The 26,004-nt window shown below is 41.6% G+C and carries 20 protein-coding genes and 1 pseudogene; 17 read left to right on the top strand and 4 right to left on the bottom strand.

Translation table 11 applies throughout. From position 1 onward, the window contains the following. The first annotated feature begins 4 nt into the window (after nt 1–4). The 9 genes and pseudogenes from fdxH (at nt 5) to ACPEH5_RS18910 (ending at nt 10,598) form a co-directional block, all read left to right on the top strand. Nucleotides 5–949, top strand: coding sequence for a formate dehydrogenase subunit beta (gene fdxH, locus ACPEH5_RS18950; protein WP_004906826.1), 945 nt, complete (start codon nt 5–7; stop codon nt 947–949). Beyond that, nucleotides 946–1,593: a formate dehydrogenase cytochrome b556 subunit gene (fdoI, locus tag ACPEH5_RS18945; RefSeq protein ID WP_042846768.1), complete on the top strand. Its 648-nt coding sequence runs from the start codon at nt 946–948 to the stop codon at nt 1,591–1,593. Before fdxH ends, fdoI begins: the two co-directional genes overlap by 4 nt. A gap of 487 nt (nt 1,594–2,080) precedes the next feature. Further along, nucleotides 2,081–3,331, top strand: a complete 1,251-nt coding sequence (gene frc / locus ACPEH5_RS18940; RefSeq protein WP_042846767.1) for a formyl-CoA transferase — start codon at nt 2,081–2,083, stop codon at nt 3,329–3,331. Nucleotides 3,332–3,385: 54 nt separating this feature from the next. Beyond that, complete coding sequence (gene oxc, locus ACPEH5_RS18935; RefSeq protein WP_042846766.1) at nt 3,386–5,089, top strand: oxalyl-CoA decarboxylase; 1,704 nt, start codon at nt 3,386–3,388, stop codon at nt 5,087–5,089. Nucleotides 5,090–5,195: 106 nt separating this feature from the next. Further along, nucleotides 5,196–6,139, top strand: a pseudogene (yfdV, locus tag ACPEH5_RS18930) (transporter YfdV). Nucleotides 6,140–6,212: 73 nt separating this feature from the next. After that, nucleotides 6,213–7,469 carry a formyl-CoA transferase gene (frc, locus tag ACPEH5_RS18925; RefSeq protein WP_042846764.1) on the top strand — a complete coding sequence of 419 codons (1,257 nt, stop codon included), beginning with the start codon at nt 6,213–6,215 and terminating at the stop codon, nt 7,467–7,469. A 227-nt stretch (nt 7,470–7,696) separates the two neighbouring features. Then, a complete protein-coding gene (locus ACPEH5_RS18920; RefSeq protein ID WP_281111433.1) occupies nt 7,697–8,845 on the top strand; it encodes a nitrilase-related carbon-nitrogen hydrolase in 1,149 nt (382 codons plus the stop codon). A gap of 44 nt (nt 8,846–8,889) precedes the next feature. Next, nucleotides 8,890–9,429 carry a hypothetical protein gene (locus tag ACPEH5_RS18915; protein WP_281111434.1) on the top strand — a complete coding sequence of 180 codons (540 nt, stop codon included), beginning with the start codon at nt 8,890–8,892 and terminating at the stop codon, nt 9,427–9,429. Between the two features lie 452 nt (nt 9,430–9,881). Then, nucleotides 9,882–10,598: a YoaK family protein gene (locus ACPEH5_RS18910; protein WP_042846762.1), complete on the top strand. Its 717-nt coding sequence runs from the start codon at nt 9,882–9,884 to the stop codon at nt 10,596–10,598. Nucleotides 10,599–10,642: 44 nt separating this feature from the next. Here the strand turns inward: ACPEH5_RS18910 and ACPEH5_RS18905 are convergent, their stop codons facing one another. The 4 genes from ACPEH5_RS18905 to manD form a co-directional block, all read right to left on the bottom strand. Then, nucleotides 10,643–12,130, bottom strand: coding sequence for a mannitol dehydrogenase family protein (locus ACPEH5_RS18905; protein WP_166686679.1), 1,488 nt, complete (start codon nt 12,128–12,130; stop codon nt 10,643–10,645). Beyond that, nucleotides 12,111–13,520, bottom strand: a complete 1,410-nt coding sequence (locus tag ACPEH5_RS18900; RefSeq protein WP_042846759.1) for an MFS transporter — start codon at nt 13,518–13,520, stop codon at nt 12,111–12,113. Before ACPEH5_RS18900 ends, ACPEH5_RS18905 begins: the two co-directional genes overlap by 20 nt. 62 nt (nt 13,521–13,582) lie before the next feature. Then, on the bottom strand, nt 13,583–14,605 hold the full coding sequence (locus ACPEH5_RS18895) for a Zn-dependent oxidoreductase (protein ID WP_042846758.1): 1,023 nt from the start codon (nt 14,603–14,605) through the stop codon (nt 13,583–13,585). A gap of 24 nt (nt 14,606–14,629) precedes the next feature. Continuing rightward, complete coding sequence (gene manD, locus ACPEH5_RS18890) at nt 14,630–15,844, bottom strand: D-mannonate dehydratase ManD (RefSeq protein WP_166686678.1); 1,215 nt, start codon at nt 15,842–15,844, stop codon at nt 14,630–14,632. A 282-nt stretch (nt 15,845–16,126) separates the two neighbouring features. Here manD and ACPEH5_RS18885 point away from each other — a divergent pair, with 282 nt between their 5' ends. The 8 genes from ACPEH5_RS18885 to ACPEH5_RS18850 all read left to right on the top strand — a co-directional run. Continuing rightward, nucleotides 16,127–16,873 carry an FCD domain-containing protein gene (locus ACPEH5_RS18885; protein WP_004906196.1) on the top strand — a complete coding sequence of 249 codons (747 nt, stop codon included), beginning with the start codon at nt 16,127–16,129 and terminating at the stop codon, nt 16,871–16,873. Between the two features lie 17 nt (nt 16,874–16,890). Beyond that, complete coding sequence (uxuA, locus tag ACPEH5_RS18880) at nt 16,891–18,084, top strand: mannonate dehydratase (RefSeq protein WP_042846757.1); 1,194 nt, start codon at nt 16,891–16,893, stop codon at nt 18,082–18,084. A 600-nt stretch (nt 18,085–18,684) separates the two neighbouring features. Then, nucleotides 18,685–19,620: a formate dehydrogenase accessory protein FdhE gene (gene fdhE, locus ACPEH5_RS18875; protein WP_129467248.1), complete on the top strand. Its 936-nt coding sequence runs from the start codon at nt 18,685–18,687 to the stop codon at nt 19,618–19,620. A gap of 26 nt (nt 19,621–19,646) precedes the next feature. Further along, on the top strand, nt 19,647–21,038 hold the full coding sequence (gene selA / locus ACPEH5_RS18870) for an L-seryl-tRNA(Sec) selenium transferase (RefSeq protein WP_279863552.1): 1,392 nt from the start codon (nt 19,647–19,649) through the stop codon (nt 21,036–21,038). Then, nucleotides 21,035–22,903, top strand: coding sequence for a selenocysteine-specific translation elongation factor (selB, locus tag ACPEH5_RS18865; protein ID WP_048605678.1), 1,869 nt, complete (start codon nt 21,035–21,037; stop codon nt 22,901–22,903). The genes selA and selB overlap by 4 nt, the downstream gene beginning before the upstream one ends. A gap of 70 nt (nt 22,904–22,973) precedes the next feature. After that, complete coding sequence (locus ACPEH5_RS18860) at nt 22,974–24,632, top strand: LTA synthase family protein (RefSeq protein WP_048605680.1); 1,659 nt, start codon at nt 22,974–22,976, stop codon at nt 24,630–24,632. A 239-nt stretch (nt 24,633–24,871) separates the two neighbouring features. Beyond that, nucleotides 24,872–25,873, top strand: a complete 1,002-nt coding sequence (locus tag ACPEH5_RS18855; protein ID WP_042846752.1) for an NAD-dependent epimerase — start codon at nt 24,872–24,874, stop codon at nt 25,871–25,873. Nucleotides 25,874–25,908: 35 nt separating this feature from the next. Beyond that, nucleotides 25,909–26,004: hypothetical protein (locus tag ACPEH5_RS18850; protein ID WP_349488890.1), on the top strand; the 96-nt coding region annotated here is incomplete at its 3' end.

Raw genomic sequence — 26,004 nt, 5'->3', positions numbered from 1 at the left:
AATTATGTCAATGCAATCTCAGGACATTATTCGTCGTTCTGCCACCAATTCCCTGACTCCCGCACCTCAGGTGCGGGACTATAAGGAAGAGGTTGCAAAGCTTATCGACGTTACGACCTGTATCGGCTGCAAAGCTTGTCAGGTCGCATGTTCCGAATGGAATGATATCCGTGACAAAATAGGGACTAACGTTGGGGTATATGATAACCCAACAGATTTAACAGCTAAGTCATGGACAGTAATGCGTTTTTCTGAAGTCGAAGAAAACGATAAGTTTGAATGGCTGATCCGTAAAGATGGCTGTATGCACTGTGCTGACCCAGGGTGCTTAAAGGCATGTCCTTCAGAAGGTGCTATTGTTCAGTACAAAAACGGTATCGTTGATTTCCAATCAGAACATTGTATTGGTTGCGGTTACTGTATTGCGGGTTGCCCGTTTGATGTGCCACGTATCAACCCAGAAGATAACCGTGCATACAAATGTACGTTATGTGTTGACCGTGTTGAAGTCGGTCAAGAGCCTGCGTGTGTGAAAACTTGTCCGACAGGGGCTATTCATTTCGGTAGCAAAGAAGACATGATTAACATGGCAGGTGAGCGTGTTGAAGAGCTGAAAACTCGTGGTTATGCAAATGCAGGTTTATATGACCCTGAAGGTGTTGGCGGTACGCATGTTATGTACGTCTTACACCACGCAGATAAACCTCAGTTGTACCACGGGCTGCCGGAAAACCCGACAATCAGCCCAACCGTCACTTTCTGGAAAGGTATCTGGAAGCCGTTGGCAGCGGTTGGTTTTGCTGCAACATTTGCGGCGGCCATCTTCCACTATGTGGGTATTGGTCCGAACCGCGTCTCCAAAAAAGATGAAGAAGAGGCTTTAGAAGATTTGCATAATGCAATGTCATCTGACACTTCGAAATCAAAAGAAGGGGAGGATCAGAAATGATGCCAGATGATAACGATAAAATTATCCGCCATAAGCCGATTGAAAGGATCAATCACTGGGCGGTTGTGATTTGCTTTTTGTTCACCGCGATCAGTGGTCTAGGGTTCTTTTTCCCATCATTAAACTGGTTTATGAACATTTTAGGTACGCCACAACTGTCTCGAATTTTACATCCATTCGTGGGCACAGCGATGTTCTTGCTGTTCGTGTTTATGTTCTTCCGTTATTTCCACCATAACTTCATTAATAAAGAAGATATTAAGTGGGCTAAGAATATTGGTAAGGTACTAAAAAACGAAGAGGCAGGCGATGTAGGGCAATATAACCTCGGTCAAAAAGGGGTATATTGGGTAGTCACCATTTGCTTACTAGCATTGGTTATCACAGGTGTGATTATGTGGCGCCCTTATTTTGCGGATTATTTCCCTATTCCTGTTTATCGTGCGGCTATCTTAGTGCACTCACTTTCAGCTATCGCATTGATCATCATGATAGTGGTGCATGCATACGCTGCAATTTGGGTGAAAGGCTCTGTACGTGCGATGGTTGAAGGTTGGGTAACTCGTGGTTGGGCAAGAAAGCATCACCCACGCTGGTACCGTGAAATCATCGAAAAAGAAAAGCAGCAGCAAGAGAAAAACTAAGTATCTTGATAGTATTTTTAAAACCCACAAATTATATTTGTGGGTTTTTTTATATTATTTAATTATCATATTCAGATGGGTTTTATTTTAACTGTGTTTAATTATTTATTAAAAATATATTTTAATTTATCGATATTAGAATGTCGATATTAGATTTATTATCTTAATTTTATGCTTTATTTAATAAAGATGGTCATATTTAGAGTAACTAAATAATACATTTAGATGATGTTGATTTATTATTCAATAATAGAGCAATAGTGAAATTAATTACTATATTTAATATTATTTTAGCCTATTGATATTAAAAAATAATTAAAGCGGCGAATCACTGGACTTATACCATAATATTTAATACAAATAGTTAACGGTTGCGGAATATATTACCTCAACAAAATAAAAACCCTCATATTTAAATATATTATTTTAATACAGTGAAATAAATATCATTCATTCCATTTACGATAGCTAAATAAAGAGGTAATGCATGGATCTTCCTTTACAAGGTATCAAAGTACTCGACTTCACCGGTGTACAGTCAGGGCCATCTTGTACCCAAATGTTAGCGTGGTTTGGGGCTGATGTGATAAAAATTGAACGCCCCGGCGTTGGTGATGTAACTCGTAATCAACTTAGAGATATTCCCGATGTTGATGCGCTTTATTTTACCATGCTCAATAGTAATAAACGTTCCGTTGAATTAAATACCAAAACGCCAGAAGGGAAAGAAGTTATGGAGCGGCTGATCAAACAAGCCGATGTCCTTGTTGAAAACTTCCATCCAGGTGCCATCGACCATATGGGTTTTACTTGGGAACATATTCAAGAATTAAATCCTCGTCTGATTTTCGGCTCCATTAAAGGTTTCGATGAAAACTCACCTTATGCCAATGTTAAAGCTTATGAAAACGTGGCTCAAGCCGCTGGTGGAGCTGCATCAACTACCGGTTTTTGGGATGGTCCTCCACTTGTCAGCGCCGCTGCATTAGGTGACAGTAATACAGGGATGCATTTATTAATCGGCTTATTGGCAGCACTGTTACATCGAGAGAAAACGGGTAAAGGGCAACGCGTGACGATGTCGATGCAAGATGCTGTACTCAACTTATGTCGTGTAAAACTACGCGATCAGCAGCGTTTAGAAAAAATCGGCTATTTAGAAGAATACCCTCAGTATCCAAATGGTAAATTTGGTGATGCCGTTCCCCGTGGCGGAAATGCAGGAGGCGGTGGGCAGCCCGGTTGGATCTTGAAATGTAAAGGCTGGGAAACAGACCCGAATGCTTATATCTATTTCACTATTCAGGAACAAGATTGGGAACAGACTTGCATTGCCATTGGTAAGCCGGAATGGGCGAGTGACCCAGCTTATAGTACCCCACAAGCTCGACAGCCACATATCTTTGATATCTTTGCTGAAATCGAAAAGTTCTTGGCAGATAAAGACAAACATGAAGCCGTTGAATACCTCAGTAAGTATGGGGTGCCATGTGCGCCAGTACTGAGCATGCGTGAAATTGCCAGAGACCAATCACTTCGTGATAGCGGAAGCGTTGTTGAAGTAGAACAACCTAAAAGAGGCACTTACTTAACTGTAGGCTGCCCAATGAAATTCTCTTCGTTCACACCAGATATAAAGAGTGCCCCATTGTTGGGTGAGCACACAGAAGAAGTACTGACTGAGCTAGGTTACAGTGCAGATGAAATTGCATCTATGCGAACCAATAAAGCTATCTAAATTGTAATTGGGGGAGAATACCTTCCCCATCATTCTGCTATCGATGAGGTGGACATGTCTGCTGACCAAAATCAAAATTTAACGGATGGTATGCATATTATTGTTGATGCACTGAAAAAGAATGGCATTGACACAATCTATGGCGTTGTTGGTATCCCTGTTACGGATATGGCGAGGCATGCTCAAGCCGAGGGAATACGTTATATTGGCTTTCGCCATGAACAGTCTGCGGGTAATGCGGCTGCCATTAGTGGTTTTATTACCCAAAAACCCGGTATTTGTTTGACGGTTTCTGCACCGGGCTTTTTAAATGGTATGGTGGCACTAGCCAATGCGACAACCAATGGCTTTCCGATGATCCAAATAAGTGGCTCAAGCGATAGGGCGATCATAGACCTGCAACAAGGGGACTATGAAGAGCTGGACCAGATGAATACTGCAAAGCCATTTGTCAAAGCTTCCTACCGAGTTAATAAACCAGAAGATTTAGGGATTGCTTTAGCAAGAGCCATACGAGCTTCGGTATCGGGTCGCCCTGGCGGTGTATATCTTGACCTTACCACTGAGGTGTTAGCGGCGGTGATGGATAAAGACGAAGCAGACAAAACGATTTTTAAGGTAGAAGACCCTGCACCAAGACAAATTCCATCACCTGATTCAGTGAATAAAGCGCTTAAGTTACTTGCATCAGCTAAGCGGCCATTAATTATTTTGGGTAAAGGCGCCGCATATGCACAAGCGGATGACAATATTCGTCAATTTATTGAAACGACGGGTATTCCTTATTTACCGATGTCAATGGCAAAAGGTTTGCTACCGGATACCCACCCCCTATCAGCGGCATCAGCTCGCTCATATGCCTTATCCAGTGCGGATGTTGTGGTGTTAATGGGCGCACGCCTTAATTGGTTGCTTGATCATGGAAAAGGTAAGCATTGGTCGCCAGACACTCAATTTATTCAATTGGATATTGAGCCATCTGAGATTGATAGTAACCGCCCAATAACCGCACCTGTTGTTGGTGATATTTACTCAAGTATTGAGTCTTTACTGGCTGGTCTTAAATCAATCCCTGTTAAATCCCCAACAGAATGGATTGCCAGTATTGATGAGCATAAGAAAATCAATGTCGAGAAAATGGCTGCTAAGTTAAATACTGACACTTCTCCGATGAACTATTTCAATGCATTACGTGCAATCCGTGATGTGCTGGTCGATCACCAAGATGTTTATGTCGTTAATGAAGGCGCTAACACGCTTGATAATGGACGAAATATTATTGATATGTACCAACCACGTAAGCGCTTAGATTGTGGAACATGGGGCGTTATGGGGGTGGGGATGGGTTACGCTGTTGGTGCGGCAGTAACCAGTGGTAAACCCGTGGTGGCTATTGAAGGTGACAGTGCATTCGGTTTTAGTGGTATGGAGATAGAAACTATTTGCCGTTATAAACTGCCAGTGACCATTCTAATTTTTAATAATGGCGGAATATACCGTGGCGATGGTGTGAATTTGCATGGTGATAGCGACCCTTCTCCAACGGTATTAATGGGAACTGCCCGTTACGACAAGATGATAGAGGCTTTTGGTGGTATCGGCTATAACGCAACGACACCAGCAGAAATACAACAGGCATTGAAAGCAGGGTTAACATCAGGTAACCCAACGTTAATTAATGTGGTGATAGACCCTGATGTGGGGACTGAAAGTGGCCATATAGGCAGCTTGAATCCTAAATCAGTAGTAAAAAATTAACCCAACATCAATTTAAAAAGTTGAAATTTCATAGCGCCACTTACTTGATATAAGTGGCGTAAGGTACTTTATCGTCAAAAAATAGGTGGGTCTTATGGCTGACTTTATGTTGAAGATTTTTATGAGTGACCTATTGCCTATCATTATTATTATGGTCCTTGGTTATGCGAGTGGTAAGCGTAATGTATTTACGGAAGACCAAGCAAAGGCATTCAATAAATTAGTTTTAAATTATGCATTACCCGCGGCATTATTTGTTTCAATTGCACGCGCTAATCGTGAAATGATATTTGCTGACACTAAACTGACCATTATTTCGTTTGTAACTTTATTAATTTGTTTCTTTTTCTCTTTCTTTAGTTGTAAATATATTTTTAAACATAGCCGTGGTGAAGCGGCGGTATGTGCATTGATTGCAGGTTCTCCGACCATCGGTTTTCTTGGGTTTGCAATACTCGACCCTATTTATGGCGCGACCGTTTCTACAGGTCTCGTTGTGGCAATTATCTCAATTATTGTTAATGCCATTACTATTCCTATTGGTCTATTTTTACTTAACCCATCTGATGCAGAAGGTAAGAAAGGGGGAGGAGGAATGGACGCTTTGGTCTCTGCTTTTAAAGAGCCAGTGGTATGGGCCCCAGTATTAGCAACGGTATTGGTTCTTATTGGTATTAAAATCCCCCCTATTTTAGACCCGACTTTTGAATTAATTGCTAAAGCGAATTCAGGTGTAGCGGTATTTGCCGCAGGCTTGACATTAGCAGCGAATAAATTCGAGTTTGATGGTGAAATGTTTACAACACATTATTAAAACTCGTGTTAATGCCAGGCTTAATGTTACTTGCGGGAATGACGTTTAATATGGAATCTGAGCAATTGCAAATGATGGTATTAGCGGGGGCATTACCACCTGCGTTCTCAGGGATTATTATTGCAAGTCGCTTTAATATTTATACCCGTACTGGAACCGCATCACTGGCGGTAAGTGTACTTGGTTTTATTATTGCAGCACCCGTGTGGATCTATATCGCTCGAGTCGTCGCTTAGAAATGTCTGTTTGATAAAAGTCTCGACCATGGTGGGATTGGCATCATGGTCTTTCGGCAAAAAGAGGTAAATGATGACAGCTACAAAGCCTTTAGATGGAATACGTGTTCTAGATTTTACAGGGGTTCAGTCTGGGCCATCTTGTACCCAAATGTTAGCGTGGTTTGGGGCTGATGTGATAAAGATAGAACGACCAAGAGTTGGAGATGTAACTCGTCATCAATTGCGTGATATTCCTGATGTGGATGCATTATATTTTACCATGCTTAATAGTAATAAGCGTTCTTTAGAGCTGGATACTAAAACCCCAGAGGGTAAAGAAGTCATGGAAAAGCTGATACGCCAAGCGGACGTGTTAGTTGAAAATTTCCATCCGGGGGCGATTGACCATATGGGATTCACATGGGAGTACATTCAACAATTAAATCCTCGTTTAATTTTTGGTTCCATCAAAGGGTTTAATCAAAACTCGCCTTACGCAGATGTGAAAGCGTACGAAAATGTTGCCCAATCAGCAGGAGGTGCAGCCTCAACAACAGGGTTCCCTGATGGCCCCCCTGTTGTAAGTGCAGCAGCCCTTGGGGACAGTAATACGGGAATGCATTTACTGATTGGCTTGTTAACCGCATTGTTACACCGCGAAAAAACAGGTAAAGGTCAACGCGTGACGATGTCAATGCAAGATGCTGTGCTGAATTTATGCCGTGTAAAATTACGCGACCAACAGCGCTTAGAAAAAATAGGTTATTTAGAAGAGTACCCGCAATATCCAAATGGAAAGTTTGGTGATGCGGTTCCCCGAGGCGGAAATTCCAGCGGGGGAGGTCAGCCCGGCACCATGCTTAAATGTAAGGGCAGTGATACTGATCCTAATGCTTATATTTACTTTATTAATCAGGATCATAACTGGGAAAACACCTGTGATGCGATTGGTCGACCGGAATGGAAAACCGACCCTAATTTCGCAACGACCGAAGCTCGGGTAAGCCATATTCAGGATGTATGGGATGCGATTGAAGATATTGCGAAAGACAAAGATAAACATGAAATAACCGATTATTTCGATAAGTTTGGCGTGCCTTGTTCCGCAGTGCTGAGTATGAAAGAGATTATGGAAGATAAATCTTTGCGTGGTAGTGGTTCTATTGTTGAAGTTAAGCAACCCATACGGGGTTCTTATTTAACGGTAGGGTGCCCAGTGAAGTTTTCTAGTTTTATTCCAGAAATTAAGAGTGCTCCATTACTGGGAGAACATAATCACGAAATATTGAAAGAGCTTGGTTATAGCGATGAACAAATTATTGAGATGAAAAATAAAAGTGTTATTTAATTAATAATACTTTAAACACCTAATAATTGGTGAGCTTAAATAGATAGTCAATATTAAATTGTTATATTTGGATATTAATATATTCAAATATAACAATAATGCACAGAATTTGAATGGATTAATTCACTTTTTAAACCCATAAATTATTTTTCTATTCTATCCACGATTAATTATTCATTAATAGTGGGGGCTTTTTACTACTCTATTCGTTGAATAAGGATTGTCATATGCGTATTTCTGAAATTAAAAAAAGCAGTAAGGTTGCTGCCGTTGATTTTGTTCCTGCATGGGGTGATTTAAATGGGAATATTCAACGCCTAGTTGCAGCTGCAGAGAAAGTTGCTGCTCAGGGTGTCGACTATGCCGTTTTTCCTGAAACAGCGGTTAGCGGTTATTTATTTTCGGACACGGCTGAGTTAGCACCTTATTTAGATACTATTCCGGGTAAAACGACGGCGGCAATTTTACCTGTCCTCGCACAGACTGGCATGTATATGAGCGTTGGTATTGCTGAGCGAGATAGTGAAACAGGTTTAGCTTATAATTCAGCGGTCCTAATGGGGCCTGAAGGTATCATTGGTAAATATCGAAAAATAGGGTTGAACTCCCAAGACCAAAAAGTATTTGCTCCGGGTAATACTGGTGTGAAAACGTTTGATACCCCGATAGGCCGCATCGCATTATTAATTTGTTATGACGATACCTATTGGCAATATGTTCGTTTAGCGGCACTTGAAGGGGCTCAAATTATTGGTTGGCATTCAGTTTCGGACCGTATGATGCCTGATGCAACAGCGGCAGAAATGCTAGGTGACCACTCAACAGTGGCCCATGTTCAACATATGAGTGCACTGAATGGCGTATGGGTAGTTTGTGCGACACGCAGCGGTATTGAAACGAATCCAATTACCAAGGGACAGCTGTATTATAATGGGGGGTCGAGTGTGTGGTCCCCGTCCGGTCATAAGGTGGCGCAGTCCCCGGTGTTAAGCCCTTTAGAATTGGAACCCGGGTTGAATGGCATATATAGCGCAATGATTGATTTAGATGAAGCCGATAAACAGCGTAATACTTTGCTTGCTAAGCGTCGTCCTGACTTATATTCCCCAACACTTGCATTTCATCGTAGCCCTACGGATATCAATGCAACTTCGACGATAGTGCAAACCACTTTTATTGCAGCCCAGTGGGAAAAATCAGTCTCTAAGTTAGACTCTATTCAGGTGGGTGAGAATGAACTCTTAGTTTTACCTGAGCTTTCGGCACTTCCTTATACCGATGACCCGAATATTATTTTGTCCCATGCCGAAACACGAGGAGGGGTATTTGAACAAATCCTTTGCAAAGCAGCTTATGAAGGGAAGGGTATATTGTAGGTAGTTACCCTGAAATTGATACCGATAAACTGTACCACACGGTGGTGCTAGCGGGCCCAGCGGGGGATATACTCGCCCGTTATCGAGTGACACACCTTAATGAGCGTGATAGTGGCTGGGCAATGGCAGGCCATGCAGTCAGTGTCACGGCAACTCCTATTGGGCGCATTGCTTTGGCTGCGGCACATGAATTAGAAGTCCCAGAACTCGCGGGGTTATATAGTGCATTACGCGCTGATATTTTGGCGGCGCCAGCGGGCATACCGAGTGATTTGAAAGTTGAAATTGATAGCCATCTTTATTCTGTGGAAAACCCACCGACTGGGCGAGCGGATTTTATCCCTTATGCTATCGCAACATTAAACCAACTATGGGTGATATGTGGAGGCCGCAATGAACGAGATTCAACGTCGGCCGCCATATACGGGCCTGAACCCGTCGTACTGACGCCAACATTAACAGCACAGAGAGGGGCTGAAGATGTTAGATTACAAACACAGGTTCCTGCTCCTTTTACTTGGATTAATCAAGAGCGTTTAATTAGTGGGCAGCAAGCCATTTGGTTTACGCCGCTAACTCGGTAGTTATTTTTGTTTTCCTGTTGTAATTCATTTGGTTACAACAGGAATGCTAAGTTATTAATATGAAAAATATTACTCATTAGCAATTAAAAGCCGGCAAAGGAGAGTTAAAACACTTCACTTTTTTGGTGTTGTTGCCTTGTTGGTTTTAATTGCGAGTATTTCTAGTGAAGTTTTTAATCACGGTTTATTTTGAATTTCAATTCTGAATTTGCATTTATTTTACAGTTGGTTTTTTTATTTTTATTTAGCTCTAAAAATAAAAAACGGTTTATTAAGAAATACTCAATTATTGTTCCGCCCTCTATTCATTATTTTGGTTATTTTGGATTATGTATCGACCAAATTGGCAAAAAAACAAATTTATTTAAGACAATTTTTAAGGTGCATATCACTTCGATTATGAGTCGGCCGAGCTGCTCAAAAATAGAGAGTTCAATACAGGGAAATAAAATATGACAACCTCTTCACCACAAGTGCCGTTTATGCAATTACCCACTATTGCATTTTTATTAGCGATTGCCTCAGGGATGTTGGATGGCTATGCCTTTTTCACAACGAAATCATTTGCGACGTTTCAGTCGGGCAATATCATCATGCTAGGTTATCAATTTGCTGAAAACGGTCTGGCTGCGGTGACGCCTTATGTTATTTCTATTTTCTCATTTGGTGCGGGAGCTATGTTACTGGCATTGATCCGTTATCGCTATAATACCGATGAGAAAACATGGACATTCACTTTACTGTCACTTGAAATAGCCCTTTTATTGCTGCTGATCGCGTATATTTTTTTATTCAATATCCAATCTAAGGGGTTTCATGCCGTTTGGGCTTTGTCTTTTATTGCAGGTATGCAGGGTAATGCATTCCACAAAATTAATGGCATGTTATACGGGAATATTGCAGTCACCTTAAATGTACAGCTAGGTTTTAGTTCTTTAGCAGAGTCTATCGCATTTAAAGGTAAAGCCAGAAAAAACGCATTGTATAAAAGTTATTGTTATTTTCTGACGCTCTTGGGTTTTGCTGGTGGGGCATTTCTCATGGTATTACTCGCTGATTATGCAAGAGAATATGCATTGTTTGCTACATTAATCCCGTTATGTTTGATATTTTTCTCTGGTCGCCAATTTTCGAAAGAAAATAAACAGCTACCAATAGATTCGGATTGATGTGGGTGAAAGAGGCGGGGGAAGTCCCGCCTACTAAAATGTTATTATAAGTCGTGCTGGTGGTTGAGAGCTTCAACAGTTTTCTTGGCACCGTTATCACGTAGTGAAAGGTAGAATGCAGTCACCTTTTCAGTAAATAACGAATTATTAACCAGTTCTTCGGTAAACAAACTGTTAAGAGAAAGTAGTGTGCGAACACGGCTTTCATCATCAGTACTGTTTGCAACGAGCTCGGCCAACTTTACAGCCTGTGGGTCGCTGACTTGAATTTCTACGTCATGATCATCTTTTCCGCTGACATAACGCATCCATCCCGCAACAGCTAAGGCTAAATAATCAAATGATTGGCCGTTTTTCAGATGAATTTGGATAGAATCGAGTAAACGTTGAGATAATTTCAATGTTCCATCCATAGCGATTTGCCAAGTACGATGTTTCAACCCCGTATTTTTAAAACGTTCAATCAGGGCATTAGCATAGGCGGGTAAATCCACATTTTTGATGGATAACGTTGGTGCTTGCTCATTGACCATCAGGTGATAAGCTGCTTTTTCATAAGCACTATCCTGCATGCATTCATTAATATATTGGTAACCAGCCAAATAACCTAAATAAGCAAGGAATGAGTGGCTACCATTTAACATGCGCAGCTTCATTTCTTCAAATGGAACGACATCTGTGACTAACTGAGCGCCCGCTTTTTCCCACTCAGGGCGACCCGCGACAAAATTGTCTTCAATCACCCACTGGCGAAATGGCTCACAGGCAATGGCGACTTTGTCAACGACAGGGCCTAGTTGGGATTGAATTTTTTCTGCGGTGTCTGGTGTCATGGCAGGCACAATTCTATCCACCATGGTGGATGGAAAGGTGACATTGGCTTCAATCCAATTGGCCAATGCAATATCCTGTTTTGCAGCCATCGCTAAAATGACATTTTTCGTAATATGGCCATTTTCAGGCATATTGTCACAGGACATGACTGTAAATGGTGCAATACCCAGTGCCTTGCGGCGTTTTAAGGCTTCAACAATCAGACCCGGCAGTGATTTAGGGGTGTTTGGTGAGGCTAAATCATGCGCAATAGCGGGGTTCGCAAAATCAATCGAGCTTGTCGCGGGCACATAACAATAACCTTTTTCAGTAACCGTCATGGAAACGATGGCAATATTAGGGTCTAACATGCGATTGATAACGGCATCAATTCCGTGAATGGTTGGGTGTAATGCTTCTCTTACCACACCGACAGTACGGGTTTGCCAATTATCGCCTTGCATTTCAACTACGTTATAAAGGCAGTCTTGAGCGAGTAAATCTTCAATTTGTTGTTCCCCACCGACTAAATTGACCTCACAAAAACCCCAATCACTCTGCTGCTCCGTAGCTAAAATATCCGCAAAGATGGCTTGGTGGGCGCGATGGAACGCGCCGAAACCTAAGTGAAGCATTTTTACCTTTACCTGCTCCCTATCATAGCTTGGTACTTTGATTGTGGCGGGTAATTGGTTTAGGTTATTGGTTGACAGTTGCATATTTCACTTTACCTTTTTGTTGTTCAGCCTCTTCAACCGCATCCAACGTGCTGGTTAAATCACGATCTTTCACTTCAGGCATGATAATGGCACTGATTAATGAAATGGCAGAGTAAATGATGATCATGATTGCAATTGGCCACCAGCTTCCTGTGATGCTACAGAAAATGCCTGCTAGAACTGGGCCTAAGCCAGAGGCAATTAAGCCACCAATTTCTTTGGCTACAGCCATACCAGTAAAACGGTTACGTGAGTTGAACATTTCAGCCATCGTAATATTTTCTAAGGCAAATAATCCGAGTACTGAACAGTTATGAACGATAATAATACAGATGGTAATTAAGCTAACGCTGTTCGCGCCATCGACGATGACAGATAACATCGGATAGGCGAGCAACATGGCAGATAAGCTAAGAATAATATAAGGAATACGACGACCAAATTTATCTGATATCAGACCAATTACAGGAATAGTTAGGAAACCGACAACGGAGCTGATCATGATCGCATCAGTTGGAATACTCTTATCAAACAATAGGCTTTGAACTAAATATCCTGCTAAGAAAGTTTGAATTAACCCAGAGTTACCTGCTTGGCCAAAACGAATGCCAGTCGCTAACCAAAATGCTTTAGATTTAAACATGGCAAAGAAACTTTCTTTCGGTGGTGCTTGTACTGCGACTTTGGCTTCTTGTTCTTCCGTATTTTGCACTTTCTCAAATACAGGGCTTTCTTTCAGATTCAGTCGTAACCATACTGCAAACAGCATTACCACGAAGCTTGCCAAGAAAGGTACACGCCAGCCCCAAGCCAGTAAGTCTGACTTATCTAACCAGAAGAACATAACAGCCCAAATTGCAGTTGCGCTTAATGTGCCACAGTTTGTTCCCAGACCCACTAATGAGGCCACAATACCACGACGGCCTTTTGGTGCATATTCTGCCAGCATGGTGCCTGCACCCGAAATTTCAGCGCCTGCCCCTAAACCTTGAATAATTCGCAAGAGAACTAATAACAGCGGTGCGAGGATACCTACCTGTGCGTAGGTTGGTAATACCCCGATTAATGTAGTACACACCCCCATCATGGTGATGGTGATAAAGAGTACTTTTTTACGGCCGATTCGGTCGCCCATTTGACCAAAGAAAATCGCACCAACAATACGTGCGACATATCCGGCACCGTAAGTTCCCATAGCAAGAATTAATGCCATTGAAGCGGATTGTTCAGGGAAAAATATTTCATGGAAAACAAGTGCTGCGCCTAACGAGTAAAGCTGGAAATCCATAAACTCCAGAGCGGTTCCTAGCCAGCCTGAAACTGCAGCTTTGGTCAGATCGCCAGAGCTGCGTTCCACTTTCCCTGATGGGTCAATTGACTGAGTATTCATATTATTATCCTATTAATCACGTAGAGTAGTATCCAAAATCGGATTTAGTTTTTTTAATTAAATTAAAAGGTTAAAAGAATTTTACAGCAGGTCTTCTGGTCTTTTTCAAAGGTTAATATTGCCTCTTGCGCTTCAGTGAATGGGAACTGATGGGTTAAGATTTTTGTTGGGTCAATTTTTTTAGATTCTATCCAGCTAATTACTTCTTGGAATTTTTTGGCATTCAGACGCGAAGAAAATAATGAAATCTCTTTGCTGGTAATACTTTGCTGTGTAACGGCACTTGCTTCACTTGAAAAGCCCATAATAGAAACTCTTGCCGCGGGGGAAGCAATCAAGATGGCTTCTTGTAAGATAGCGGGATGGCAAGCTGCATCAAGTACTAACGTTGGGCGGAGCCCCAGTGCTTTGAGTTGTTCTGGCAGTGGGCTTTGTGAATTATCAATGATAATATCAGCACCACAATCTTTTGCTCTTGCTAAACGTTCAGTCACGCGGTCAACCACAATTAAGGTTTTGACCTGATAAACTCCTTTAAGAACCTGTGCGCAGGTTAACCCAATCGTACCCGCACCATAGACTAATGCGACATCATCTTGAGTTGGGTGAACATGCGAAGTCACGTTGGCGGCAATAGAGTATGGTTCAACGGTAACGGCACATTCATCGCTGATTGAATCGGGAATGGTATAAGCGTTTGCCGCAGGGACATTAACATATTCAGTGAACCCGCCATCAGTATGAACGCCTAATACTTCTAGTGTCTCGCAAACATTTGGTTTACCAATTGAACATGGGTAGCAATGACCACAACTGAGAACAGGGTCGATAGAGACTCGTTCACCAATGCGTTTACTGTCTACGCTGGAACCGACTTTTTCAATGACACCGAAAAATTCATGGCCAATCACGCGTGGATATTTTGCAAATGGGTTATGGCCACGGTAGATATGGCTGTCAGAACCACAAATACCGGCTAAGCGAACTTTTATTTGTACTTGATTTTCAGTTGGCTCAGGAACTGAACGCTCTTCAATCAATAATGTATTAGGTTCTTTAATTACTACCGATTTTACAGCTTTCATATTTGACTCCGAATAAAATAAAAATTACCAGTTCCACAACGTGCCGTCTTCGAGACGAGCAACTGGAAGATAAGCTGGGTTGTACGGGTATTTCGCTGCCAGTTTTTCATCAAAATCGATACCTAAACCGGGCTTATCACTTGGGTGCATATAACCATCATTGAACGTCCAGTTGGTCGTAAATACGGATAACATTTCTTCGGAGTAGCCCATAAACTCTTGAACGCCGAAATTTGGTACCCATAGATCAAAGTGTAAGGCGGCAGCATGGCAAATTGGGGATAGGTCAGATGGACCATGAGAACCTGTTCTGACTTGGTAAAGAGAAGCGAAATCAGCAATCCGGCGCATACCCGTGATCCCTCCAGCATGCGTGATTGTGGTGCGGATATAATCGATGAGTTGCTCTTCAATCAATTGTTTACAATCCCAAATGCTATTAAAAACTTCACCTACAGCGATTGGGGTGACGGTATGTTGACGAATTAATCTAAAACAAGATTGGTTTTCCGCTGGTGTTGGGTCTTCCATCCAAAATAATCGATAATCTTCAATACTTTTACCGAAGCGAGCTGCTTCAATAGGGGTCAAGCGATGGTGCATATCGTGTAAAAGGTGTTCATTGAAACCATATTTGTCGCGTACGGCTTCAAACAGTTTGGGCATAAAATCGAGGTATTTTTCGGTTGACCAAAATTGCTCTTCAGGGTGATGGCCTTTTGTGGCAGGTTCATAAGCAAGGTTTTTTCCTTTGCTCTGCCCATAGGTGGTTGCCATTCCTGGTATGCCGCACTGCACACGGATCGCTTTAAAACCTTTTTCTTTATATTTCGCGTAGTTATCTAGTGTTTCGGCAATATCGGTGCCTGTTGTGTGGCAATAAACCATCACACCTTCACGAGAAGCTCCACCGAGTAATTGATAAACTGGAAGGTTGGCAATTTTGCCTTTAATATCCCACAGTGCCATATCAATCGCAGAAATGGCGGACATCGTAACTGGGCCTCTGCGCCAATAGGCTCCCTTATAGAAGAATTGATAAATATCTTCGATTTTATGTGGGTCACGGCCTATCAACTGAGGACAGAGGTGATCTTGAAGATAGGATGCCACTGAGAGTTCTCTCCCGTTAAGGGTGGCATCACCGAGTCCATATATGCCTTCATCAGTAGTAATTTTTAATGTGACAAAATTACGACCGGGGCTACATACAAAGACTTCTGCTTTTATGATTTTCATTTTGGCCTAAATCCCTATTACTTGTTAACCAACTGATCAACCAAATTACCCCTTTATACTCAAACTGGTTTATTTATTGGTTAACCAAATATTCTTTTTTTCACTCTATCAATCGATAAATTAAAAAACAATGACTAAAAAGACGACAATAAGTGAATCTGATCACAAATTGGTTAACTAATTTTGCAGAAATAGTGGATAAATTGGTTGACCATTGTGGTGAGGGACGATAATCTACAATGGAAGAACTAAATTTAATTCGACAACGCGTTGTACATATATATGAAAACTCAATACCGCTCGTACCAATACCTAGGTCAGCAGTTAAAAGAGCTCATTGCATCTGGTGAATATCCGATAGGAAGTCGTTTAATGCCAGAGCGTGAGATCGCTAAAAAATATGATGTTAGTCGCTCATTGGTACGTGAAGCACTCATCATGTTGGAAATTGAAAAATTGGTTTCTATCAAGAAAGGTTCTGGTGTTTATGTCATCAATCACCCAGACCTATTAATTGATGAAGTCAAAAGCTTAGACCATGGCCCTTTTGAAATACTGCAAGCGCGCCAAGTGATTGAAAGTGCGATAGCAGCATGTGCTGCTTTATCAGCAACAAAAGCCGATATTCAAGAGATCCGCGCATTATTAGAAGATGAGCGAATCAAAGTCGCAAATAATGAAAGTGACGATGCTAATGATCATAAGTTCCACGTGTTAATTGCTCGCGCAAGCAAGAATGACATGATGGCGAAGATTATTGATGATATCTGGGCTGTGCGGTTACAAAGCCCTATGTGGGATAAGCTACATGAGCATATCGACAATACGACTTACCGGAAGAAGTGGTTGATTGATCATGAAAATATTTTAAATGCACTACAAAAACGTGATCCTGAATTGGCTAAAAAAGAGATGTGGCAGCATTTAGAAAATGTCAAAAATACGCTAATGCAGCTTTCTGATTTTGATGACCCCAATTTTGATGGTTACTTATTTGAAACAATTCCTTATCAGACTATTTTTGAATAATCGCAGGAGAAGTACTCATGGAGCATACGTGGCGTTGGTACGGTCCTAATGACCCTGTTTCTTTAAGTGATGCTAGGCAAGCAGAGGTGACGGGAATCGTCTCTGCGCTCCATCATATTCCTAACGGTGAAGTTTGGAGTGTTGAGGAGATTTTAAAGCGTAAATCTATCATTGAAGATGCTGGGTTAGTTTGGTCTGTCGTGGAAAGTATTCCTATTCACGAAGATATTAAAACTCAACAAGGTAATTTTGATTTCTATATTCAAAATTACCAGCAAAGTATCCGTAATTTAGCATCCTGTGGTATTAAGACCATTTGCTATAATTTTATGCCAATTCTAGATTGGACGCGTACTGACCTTGCTTATACGCTACCTGATGGCTCCAAAGCGTTACGGTTCGACAATATTGCCTTTGCTGCGTTTGAAATTCATATTTTAAAACGTAAAAATGCGGCGGCGAGTTATTCAGAACAAGAAGTTAAAGAAGCGGCTGAGTATTATGCCAATATGTCATCTGATGATATCGAAAACCTGATTAAAACCATCATTGCAGGGTTACCGGGCGCAGAAGAAGGTTATACATTAGACCAATTCCGTGAGCGCTTGGCGCTGTATAATAATATTGATGAAAATCAGTTACGTGAGAACTTACGTTATTTCTTGCAGAAAATCGTTCCTGTGTGTGAAGAAGAAAATGTGGTTTTAGCTATTCACCCTGATGACCCTCCACGCCCAATTTTAGGCCTACCACGTATTGTTTCTACCATTGAAGATATGCGGTTTATTAAGCAAAGCTGCGATAGCATTCATAATGGGTTTACTATGTGCACAGGTTCTTATGGTGTGCGAGCCGATAACGACCTAGTAAAAATGATTAATGAATTTGGTGATCGTATTCATTTCACACATTTACGTTCAACGGTGAGAGAAAACAACCCAAATACTTTCCATGAAGGAAATCATATTGCAGGCGATGTCGATATGTTTGAAGTGGTCAAAGCCATTTTAGCGGTTGAACAAAAACGCCATGCTGCGGGGCTTGCACCAATTCCAATGAGACCAGATCATGGTCACCAAATTTTGGATGATTTGAAGAAAGTGACTAACCCGGGTTATTCCGCCATAGGGCGTCTAAAAGGTCTAGCGGAGGTTAGAGGTTTAGAGCTCGCAATTAAACGTATGTATTACCCTGAGTTACTGAAAATCTAAAGACTAACTGGTTATTAATGATATTTGCTTTTTATTTGGTATTTTGATTGTACCAAAGGGGCTGTTATACCTCTAAGGAAGCAAAATTGTTATTTTATTAATACGCGACCGAATAGTATTTGGTCGCGTATTTATTGACCATAAGTGCTTTTTATATTTATCTTTATCTAAAAGATACAATAGATATTAATTATATTTATGTTTTTATTTCGTTCTGATTGAACAACAGCAATAAAAAAAACATCTTGAAATAAGGACAAAATACCAATTTCTGTTGCAAATAGAAGGCTGTTTACATCATAAGCTTGCAGTTATAATCACTCCAAACCACAACTCCAGAATTTTTATCCTAGAGATAACAATTTATTTATATCAAATAAAACAACCATCATCCTGATTTACATTTACCTTGATCTACTACGGGGTTATATCATAGATAATTCGAGGGCCAGAGTAGCCTCAACGCTACTTTTGTTTTATCCTGAGTATTAGAGCACCGCTTTCGCGGATATAAAATATGATGAGCAAAGACGCTTCGGGAAAATGGTCAGCCATTTCTCGGGGATTGTCGTTATAAAAAAATAGAAAAGAGAGAACGCAATGGGTATTCGTATCGTTCCTAAAGAAGAGTTAGGGCAAGAAAGATTGAAAGAAAAAGGAATTGGTTTTATTCCTCCGGTTCTATTTCCTAACCTAAAAAGTTTATATCAACGCCGTGCTGAGCGGTTGAAAGAACTCGGTATTGGTGAGCATCCCTTTGCAGATTATCTGAATTTTGCAGCTGAAGTTGCTACTGCGCAACATAATGCACAACATGATAATCCATTAGACGTGGATATGGCGCCTATTCTTGAGCGTTCAATTAATACAAACAACCCCCCCTTAGATGCAAAAACCTTCCCACGTACAACACATTGGCACAAATTATTGACCGCTATTATCGCTGAGTTAATGCCAATTGTCCCTGAATCAGTTCGCCCAGCATTAGAAAACTTAGATAAAGCATCCGAAACTGAATTAGAGGCAATGGCGACCGCGTTATTAAATGAGGAGTTTGAGAAAGTCCCTGCGGAAAAATCCATGTTTATTTGGGCTGCTCTATCTGTGTATTGGGCGCAAATGGCTGCAAATATCCCCGGTAAAGCGCGCGCGGAACATGGTGACCACCGTCATTTCTGCCCAGTATGCAATAGCATGCCTGTATCAAGCATTGTACAAATTGGGACTTCGCAGGGGCTGCGTTATTTACACTGTAATTTATGTGAAACCGAATGGCACATGGTGCGTGTGAAATGCAGCAATTGTGAGCAAACAGGCCAACTGAATTATTGGTCACTGGATGACGAAAACGCAGCCATTAAAGCGGAAAGTTGTGGTGATTGTGGAAGTTATCTGAAGATCCTTTACCAAGAGAAAGAAGCTAAAGTCGAAGCAGTTGCTGATGATTTAGCGTCAATTATTTTGGATGCACGTATGGAAGAAGAAGGTTTTGCACGTAGCAGTATTAACCCGTTCTTATTCCCTGGTGAAAAATAAGCGGTAACAAACAGAGAATCGTAACTATGGCTGAATCAAATTCTGTTTTATATCGCCAACTTCCTGCAATCGATAAATTATTGCAGCTTGATGAAGTACAAGTATTGGTCGAGCAATCAGGATTGCATTGGGTAACAGCATGCTTACGTGAAATGCAAGAACAAGCCCGAACTTGTATTTCACAGTTTGGAAAATTACCCGCTTGGCACGATGACTGGCTAAAAGAACTATCTGTCCGCCACCAAACATTAGGGCAAAGTGCGTTAAAAAGCGTCTTTAATCTAACGGGGACGGTACTGCATACCAATTTAGGTCGAGCAGTAATGCCAACCTCGGCGATTAATGCAGTTAGCCAAGTGATGAATTCGCCAGTTACATTAGAATATTCTCTTGATGGCGCCATGCGTGGTCACAGAGACCGCGCGATTGCGGATTTACTCTGTGAATTAACAGGGGCAGAGGATGCATGCATTGTTAATAATAACGCAGCGGCAGTTTTGTTATTATTGGCAACAATCGCGAATGGTCAGCAAGTCATTGTTTCTCGTGGTGAACTCGTCGAGATTGGCGGGGCTTTTCGCGTACCAGATGTGATGGCACAGGCCGGTTGCCAACTGGTTGAGGTGGGCACAACAAACCGTACTCACTTACGTGATTATGAAAATGCAATTAATGAGCAAACTGCATTGTTAATGAAGGTACATACCAGTAACTATAGCATCGAAGGGTTTACTGCTGAGGTAGAGGGAGATGAATTAGCGGAACTGGGCAAAAAATACCAGTTACCGACGGCGATTGACTTAGGCAGTGGCTCCATGATTGATATGACAACCTTGGGGTTACCCGCTGAGCCAATGCCTCAAACCTATCTTGCTCAAGGTGTTGATTTAGTTTCTATTTCCGGTGATAAGCTTCTTGGTGGGCCACAAGCAGGGATTATCTTAGGGAAGAAAAAATGGATTGAGGCAATCCAAAAGCACCCGTTAAAACGCGCACTGCGCGTTGATAAAATGGTGTTAGCTGCGCTTGAAGCTACCCTAAAACTCTATTTAACCCCTGAAAAACTAGTTACTGAGTTACCGACCTTGCGATGGCTAACCCGTGAGCCAGAAGTGATCCAAAGGAGCGCGGAAAATATCTTAGTAGCACTGCAAGCTTTTTACGGTGACAAGTTTATTGTGGAAGTTGAGTCTTGCTTATCGCAAATAGGAAGCGGCTCGCTACCTATTGACCGGTTACCGAGTTTTGCGGTGACTTTTGCACCATTAGATGGAAAAGGCAGTACGCTGGAACAACTTGCCTCCCAATGGCGGCGGCTACCTCAACCCGTTATTGGTCGTATGAAAGAAGGCAAGCTGTGGCTTGACCTGCGTTGTCTTGATGATGAACATGCTTTATTACAGGTTTTACTTTCATGATTTTTGCGACAGCTGGCCATGTTGACCATGGTAAAACATCATTAATTCAATTGATTACAGGTATAAATACATCTCACCTTCCCGAAGAAAAAAAACGTGGGATGACGATTGACCTCGGTTATGCCTATTGGCCGCAACAGGATGGTAGTGCAATCGGCTTTATTGATGTGCCAGGGCATGAAAAATTCTTAGCGAACATGCTAGCTGGGGTTGGCGGCATTAACCATGCTCTACTGGTTGTGGCATGTGATGATGGTGTAATGGCTCAAACACTTGAGCATCTATCCATTTTAAGGCTCGCTGGCTGCCAAGATATCACGTTAATCCTTACCAAGGCTGACCGAGTTGACCATTCACGTATTGAACAAGTGATACAACAAGCTAAATCAGAGCTAGCACGGCAAGGTTGGCCTGACGCTAAATTATTTATCACCTCTAGCGAAGATGGGCGTGGTGTTGAATCACTACGTTTATATCTACAACAGTTACATCAACTCAACGGCGCTCATGAAAATTTGCAGCGCCGTTTTCGTTTAGCCATTGACCGAGTTTTCCATGTAAAAGGGGCTGGGATTGTGGTGACGGGAACTGCGTTAGCAGGGAAAATACAAGTCGGGGACTCACTATGGGTTACTGGTGCAGATAAACCGGTTAGAGTCAGAGGGGTCCATCGGCAAAATCAATCCTCAGACTGTGCGCAAGCGGGTGACCGTGTGGCATTGAACCTATCCGGTGATATCGCGAAAGAAGACATCACTCGAGGTGATTGGCTGTTGTCTCAGCAACCGGCCTTTATTGCAAACCGTGTGATTGTTGAGCTGGAATGTGACGCATTAATTAAGCATTGGCAACCTGTACATCTTTATCATGGAGCAAGTCACATTACCGGACGTGTATCTTTATTAGTGGAGCAAGGGGAAACCCCCATTCTTGCCGAGTTAATTTTAGATACTCCATTATGGTTAGTGGATAATGACCGGCTGATTATCCGTGATATAAGTGCTCGCCAGACATTAGGCGGGGCACGTGTGATCCGCTTAGTCTCCCCGCGTCGTGGCAAAAGGCTTCCCGAGTTTTTAGATTGGTTATCAAAGCTGTGTAAAGAGCACGATGAGCTTGCGCATTTTAAGTTACAACTTCCTCAGGGGGAGCTTAATTTACAGGAATACAGCTGGGCGCGGCAATTAACCCATGAAGCGGTAGAAAGCTTATTGGTGCAAACAGATGCAGAGCGTGTCGGTAACAATGTACTGTCAGCATTTAAAGCCCAAGTGGCTAAAGAGCGTTTAGTACAGACCCTTGAGAAATTTAACCAAGTCCATAGTGACCAAATCGGGGTTGGGAAAGCCCGATTAAAACGCATGGCGCTCCCTTCTATGAGTGAAGCGCTAGTGTTTAAGCTGATTAATGACCTTATTGATGAAAAGGTCATTAAGCAAACGCGCGGTTGGTTACATATGCCTCAGCATGGGTTGGTTTTCGACGCTGAGCAACAATTAATTTGGCAGCAGATTTACCCGTTATTTTCTCGTAATGAGGCTTGGTGGGTACGTGATCTCGCATTAGAAAGTGGCTATGAGGAAGAGACAATGCGGCGCGTACTTAAAAAAGCCGCACAAATGGGGTTAGTTATCGCGATTGTGCGTGACCGTTATTACAGCAATGAGCAAATTAGCTATTTTGCTGCGAAGATCCATCGTTATTGCTTAGAAAATGAAGTGATTTTTGCGGCGGATTTTCGTAATCAATTGGGCATTGGTCGAAAACTTGCGATTCAAATTCTTGAGTTTTTTGATAAAAGCGGTTTTACTCGTCGTAAAGGCGATGGGCACTATTTGCGTGATAAAGGGATTTTCGTTGAATAAACTGAGTGTTTTAGTCCGTTATAGTAGTGCTTCATAGCAAACCTTCAATATTAACCTTGTGGTAAAACCGATGAAGAAAAAGTTATTTGCAGGCTTTTATCTGGCATTAATTTTTATTGGCTCACTTTTTTTAGTGTTTGAAAAAGGGAGTGTGATTTATCCTGCGCTGATTTCAATCAGTGTATATGCTGCCTTATTTGGTGTTTTAATGGTGCTTACAGCTCGCTGGTTATTTTCAGTGGTTATTACCAGTACCTTGTTTATTATCATTAAATTTTTAAACCAGTTAAAAGTTCATTACTACAAAGAACAACTTTTCTTCACCGATATTAACATCATGACCGATACCTCCAATATGGGCACCTTGGGCCATTATTGGTTAGCGGGTGTTGCCTTGGTCGCCTTGGTTATTTTGCTAGTGGTTAATGGTGTTATCAGTTGGCGCCTAGTGTCATCATCTAAATCATTAACTTCACGTATTGTTGGGCTGATCTTAGTTGTTGCGGGTTATTTTGGGGCGAGTTTTACAAGCGATCATTATTATGATCGGTGGTCTCAAACTTTACCTAAGGGCCGTGGGACAGTCACAAATATTATCATGTCTGCAAAAAACTCGAGTTATCAATCACCGCAATTTGCAGGTTCTGCGGATTATTTCATCGAGAAAGCGGCAACGGTAACGTTAGAAAATACAACGCCTTCAGAAAAGCCAGATATTGTTTTATTACTTCAAGAATCAACGGTTAACCCAAATATTTATGATTTACCTGCTGGGACAAAACTTCCTGAATTATTCATGTTCCAGCAAGATGAGGGTGTTGCTGCATCTAGCCAAATGCGGGTTCAGACTTTTGGCGGTGGTACTTGGCTATCAGAGTTCTCAGCGCTCACAGGTTTAAATAGTGATGATTTTGGTGCACAAAAAAGCGGTGTTTTTTATTTTATTGTCGATAACTTAAAAAATAGCCTATTCAAAGAAATGAAAGCCAATGGCTATTACACAGTTGTCTTAACACCGTTTAATAAAGGGGCTTACCATTCAGGTCATGCTTATGAAACCCTCGGTGTCGATAGAATTATCCAGCCACAAGAACTCGGTTATCCAGGTAAATTACAAGATAATCTATGGACAATCAGCACGGAAGATATGCTGAAATATGTCAAAGAAATTTTAGCAAAAGAAACGGACAAACCTGTTTTTATTTTCTCTTTAACAATGTATGAGCATGGGCCTTATAAAGAGAGCCACAGTGATGATTACGGGATAAAAGACAAAATTAAACAGGCAGATGCTGCCGGTGAATTTAGCCACTATATGGAGAAAATTATTGCCTCAGATGCATCAATCCGTGACTTTGCTAGCTTTATTGAAAAGCGAGACCGCCCACTAATGTTCTTGTATTTTGGTGATCACCAGCCGGGTATTAGTTTAAATCAATATAATTCCCCTCTGTCGTCACCAGCTTACCTGACTCAATTTACGTTACGTGATAATTTGAAATCAGGGACACATATTGAAATAGGCCCATTAACCGATATTTCCTTCTTAGGGGGTATCCTATTGGAGCGCGCAAATTTAAAGGTTTCGCCATTCTATGAGGCTAATATTAAGATGCGCCATCTTTGTGAGGGTAAATTGAATGATTGCGAAGACCAGAAGCTACTAGATAGCTATCGTAATTATATTTACCGCACTTTAAAATCCGCAGATAAAGTAGATAACAACTAAATATCAGTAAGTTGTGGCAGGTATCTAACCATACCTGCTACTGATTTTATCTTTATATCGTCTACCTTTCTTCCTATCTAACCTTAACGTTTCTTTAAAAGGAAAATTTTTTATTTATTATTCGGTTAGCGATAAAACCATTTTTGACTTTTTGTGTCTTATATTCAGGTCAGTTTATTTAAATGACCAAAACGCTCAATTAGAGCTTGGAAATGGTTTAATGCTAGAAGATGGTGAATATGAAATACTTGGTCACGGGAAGTGCAGGCTTTATTGGTTTTAGGCTATGTCAGCGTTTATTAGAAAGTGGGCATGAGGTCGTCGGTATTGATAACCTTAATGCTTACTATGATCAGGGCCTTAAACAATCCCGCTTACATTTATTAGAACAATTTCCGCTATTTCGTTTTCTTCACCTTGACCTAACCGATCGCGAAACCATCAGGGTATTGTGTACCCAAGAGCAATTCGATAGGGTTATTCACCTTGCGGCACAAGCGGGGGTTCGTTATTCGTTGGAAAACCCATTTGCTTATGCAGATAGCAATTTAACGGGTCACCTAGCTATTTTAGAAGGTTGCCGCCAAGCTAAAGTAAAACACCTTGTGTATGCTTCTTCTAGTTCCGTGTATGGCGTGACAGATAAGGCCCCATTTACTACCGATATGCCAACCGATCACCCAATCTCATTGTATGCAGCAACGAAGAAAGCCAATGAATTGATGGCGCACTCCTATTCACATCTATACCAGTTGCCTACAACAGGGCTGCGCTTCTTTACCGTTTATGGCCCTTGGGGCCGGCCAGATATGGCCTTATTTAAATTTACTAAAGCTATTTTGGCGGGGGAGCCCATTGATGTCTATAATAACGGCAATCTCAGCCGTGATTTCACTTTTGTTGATGATATTGTCGAAGGTGTGATCCGTATTTCGGATATAATTCCACAAGCAGACCCGCACAATAACGGTGCCTCACCGGCAGAAAGTAGTGCGCCATACCGTATTTATAATATTGGTAATGGGCAGCCCGTTAAATTGATTGAGTTTATTTCAGCGTTGGAAAAAGCGCTCGGTAAAGAGGCCATTAAAAACTTCTTACCTATGCAAGCAGGGGACGTCTACACAACTTGGGCAGACACTGAAGACCTATTTAATGTGACAGGTTATCGTCCACAAGTGTCTATTGAGCAGGGTGTTCAGGCCTTTGTTGATTGGTATCGTTCTTATTACCATCAATAAAATAATACATCCGTAGCAGAAATTGAGAGGCAAGTTTGAAAATAGCAATCGCAGGGACCGGCTACGTCGGCCTATCTAACGCCATGTTACTGTCACAAAATCACGAAGTGGTTGCAGTCGATATCATCCCT

Source organism: Providencia sp. NPDC089933 (genome assembly GCF_049545585.1).
GTDB classification, from domain to species: Bacteria; Pseudomonadota; Gammaproteobacteria; order Enterobacterales; family Enterobacteriaceae; genus Providencia; species Providencia huashanensis.
Note: the sequence above shows the minus strand (reverse complement) of the source record. Positions and strands in the feature narration are given on the sequence as shown.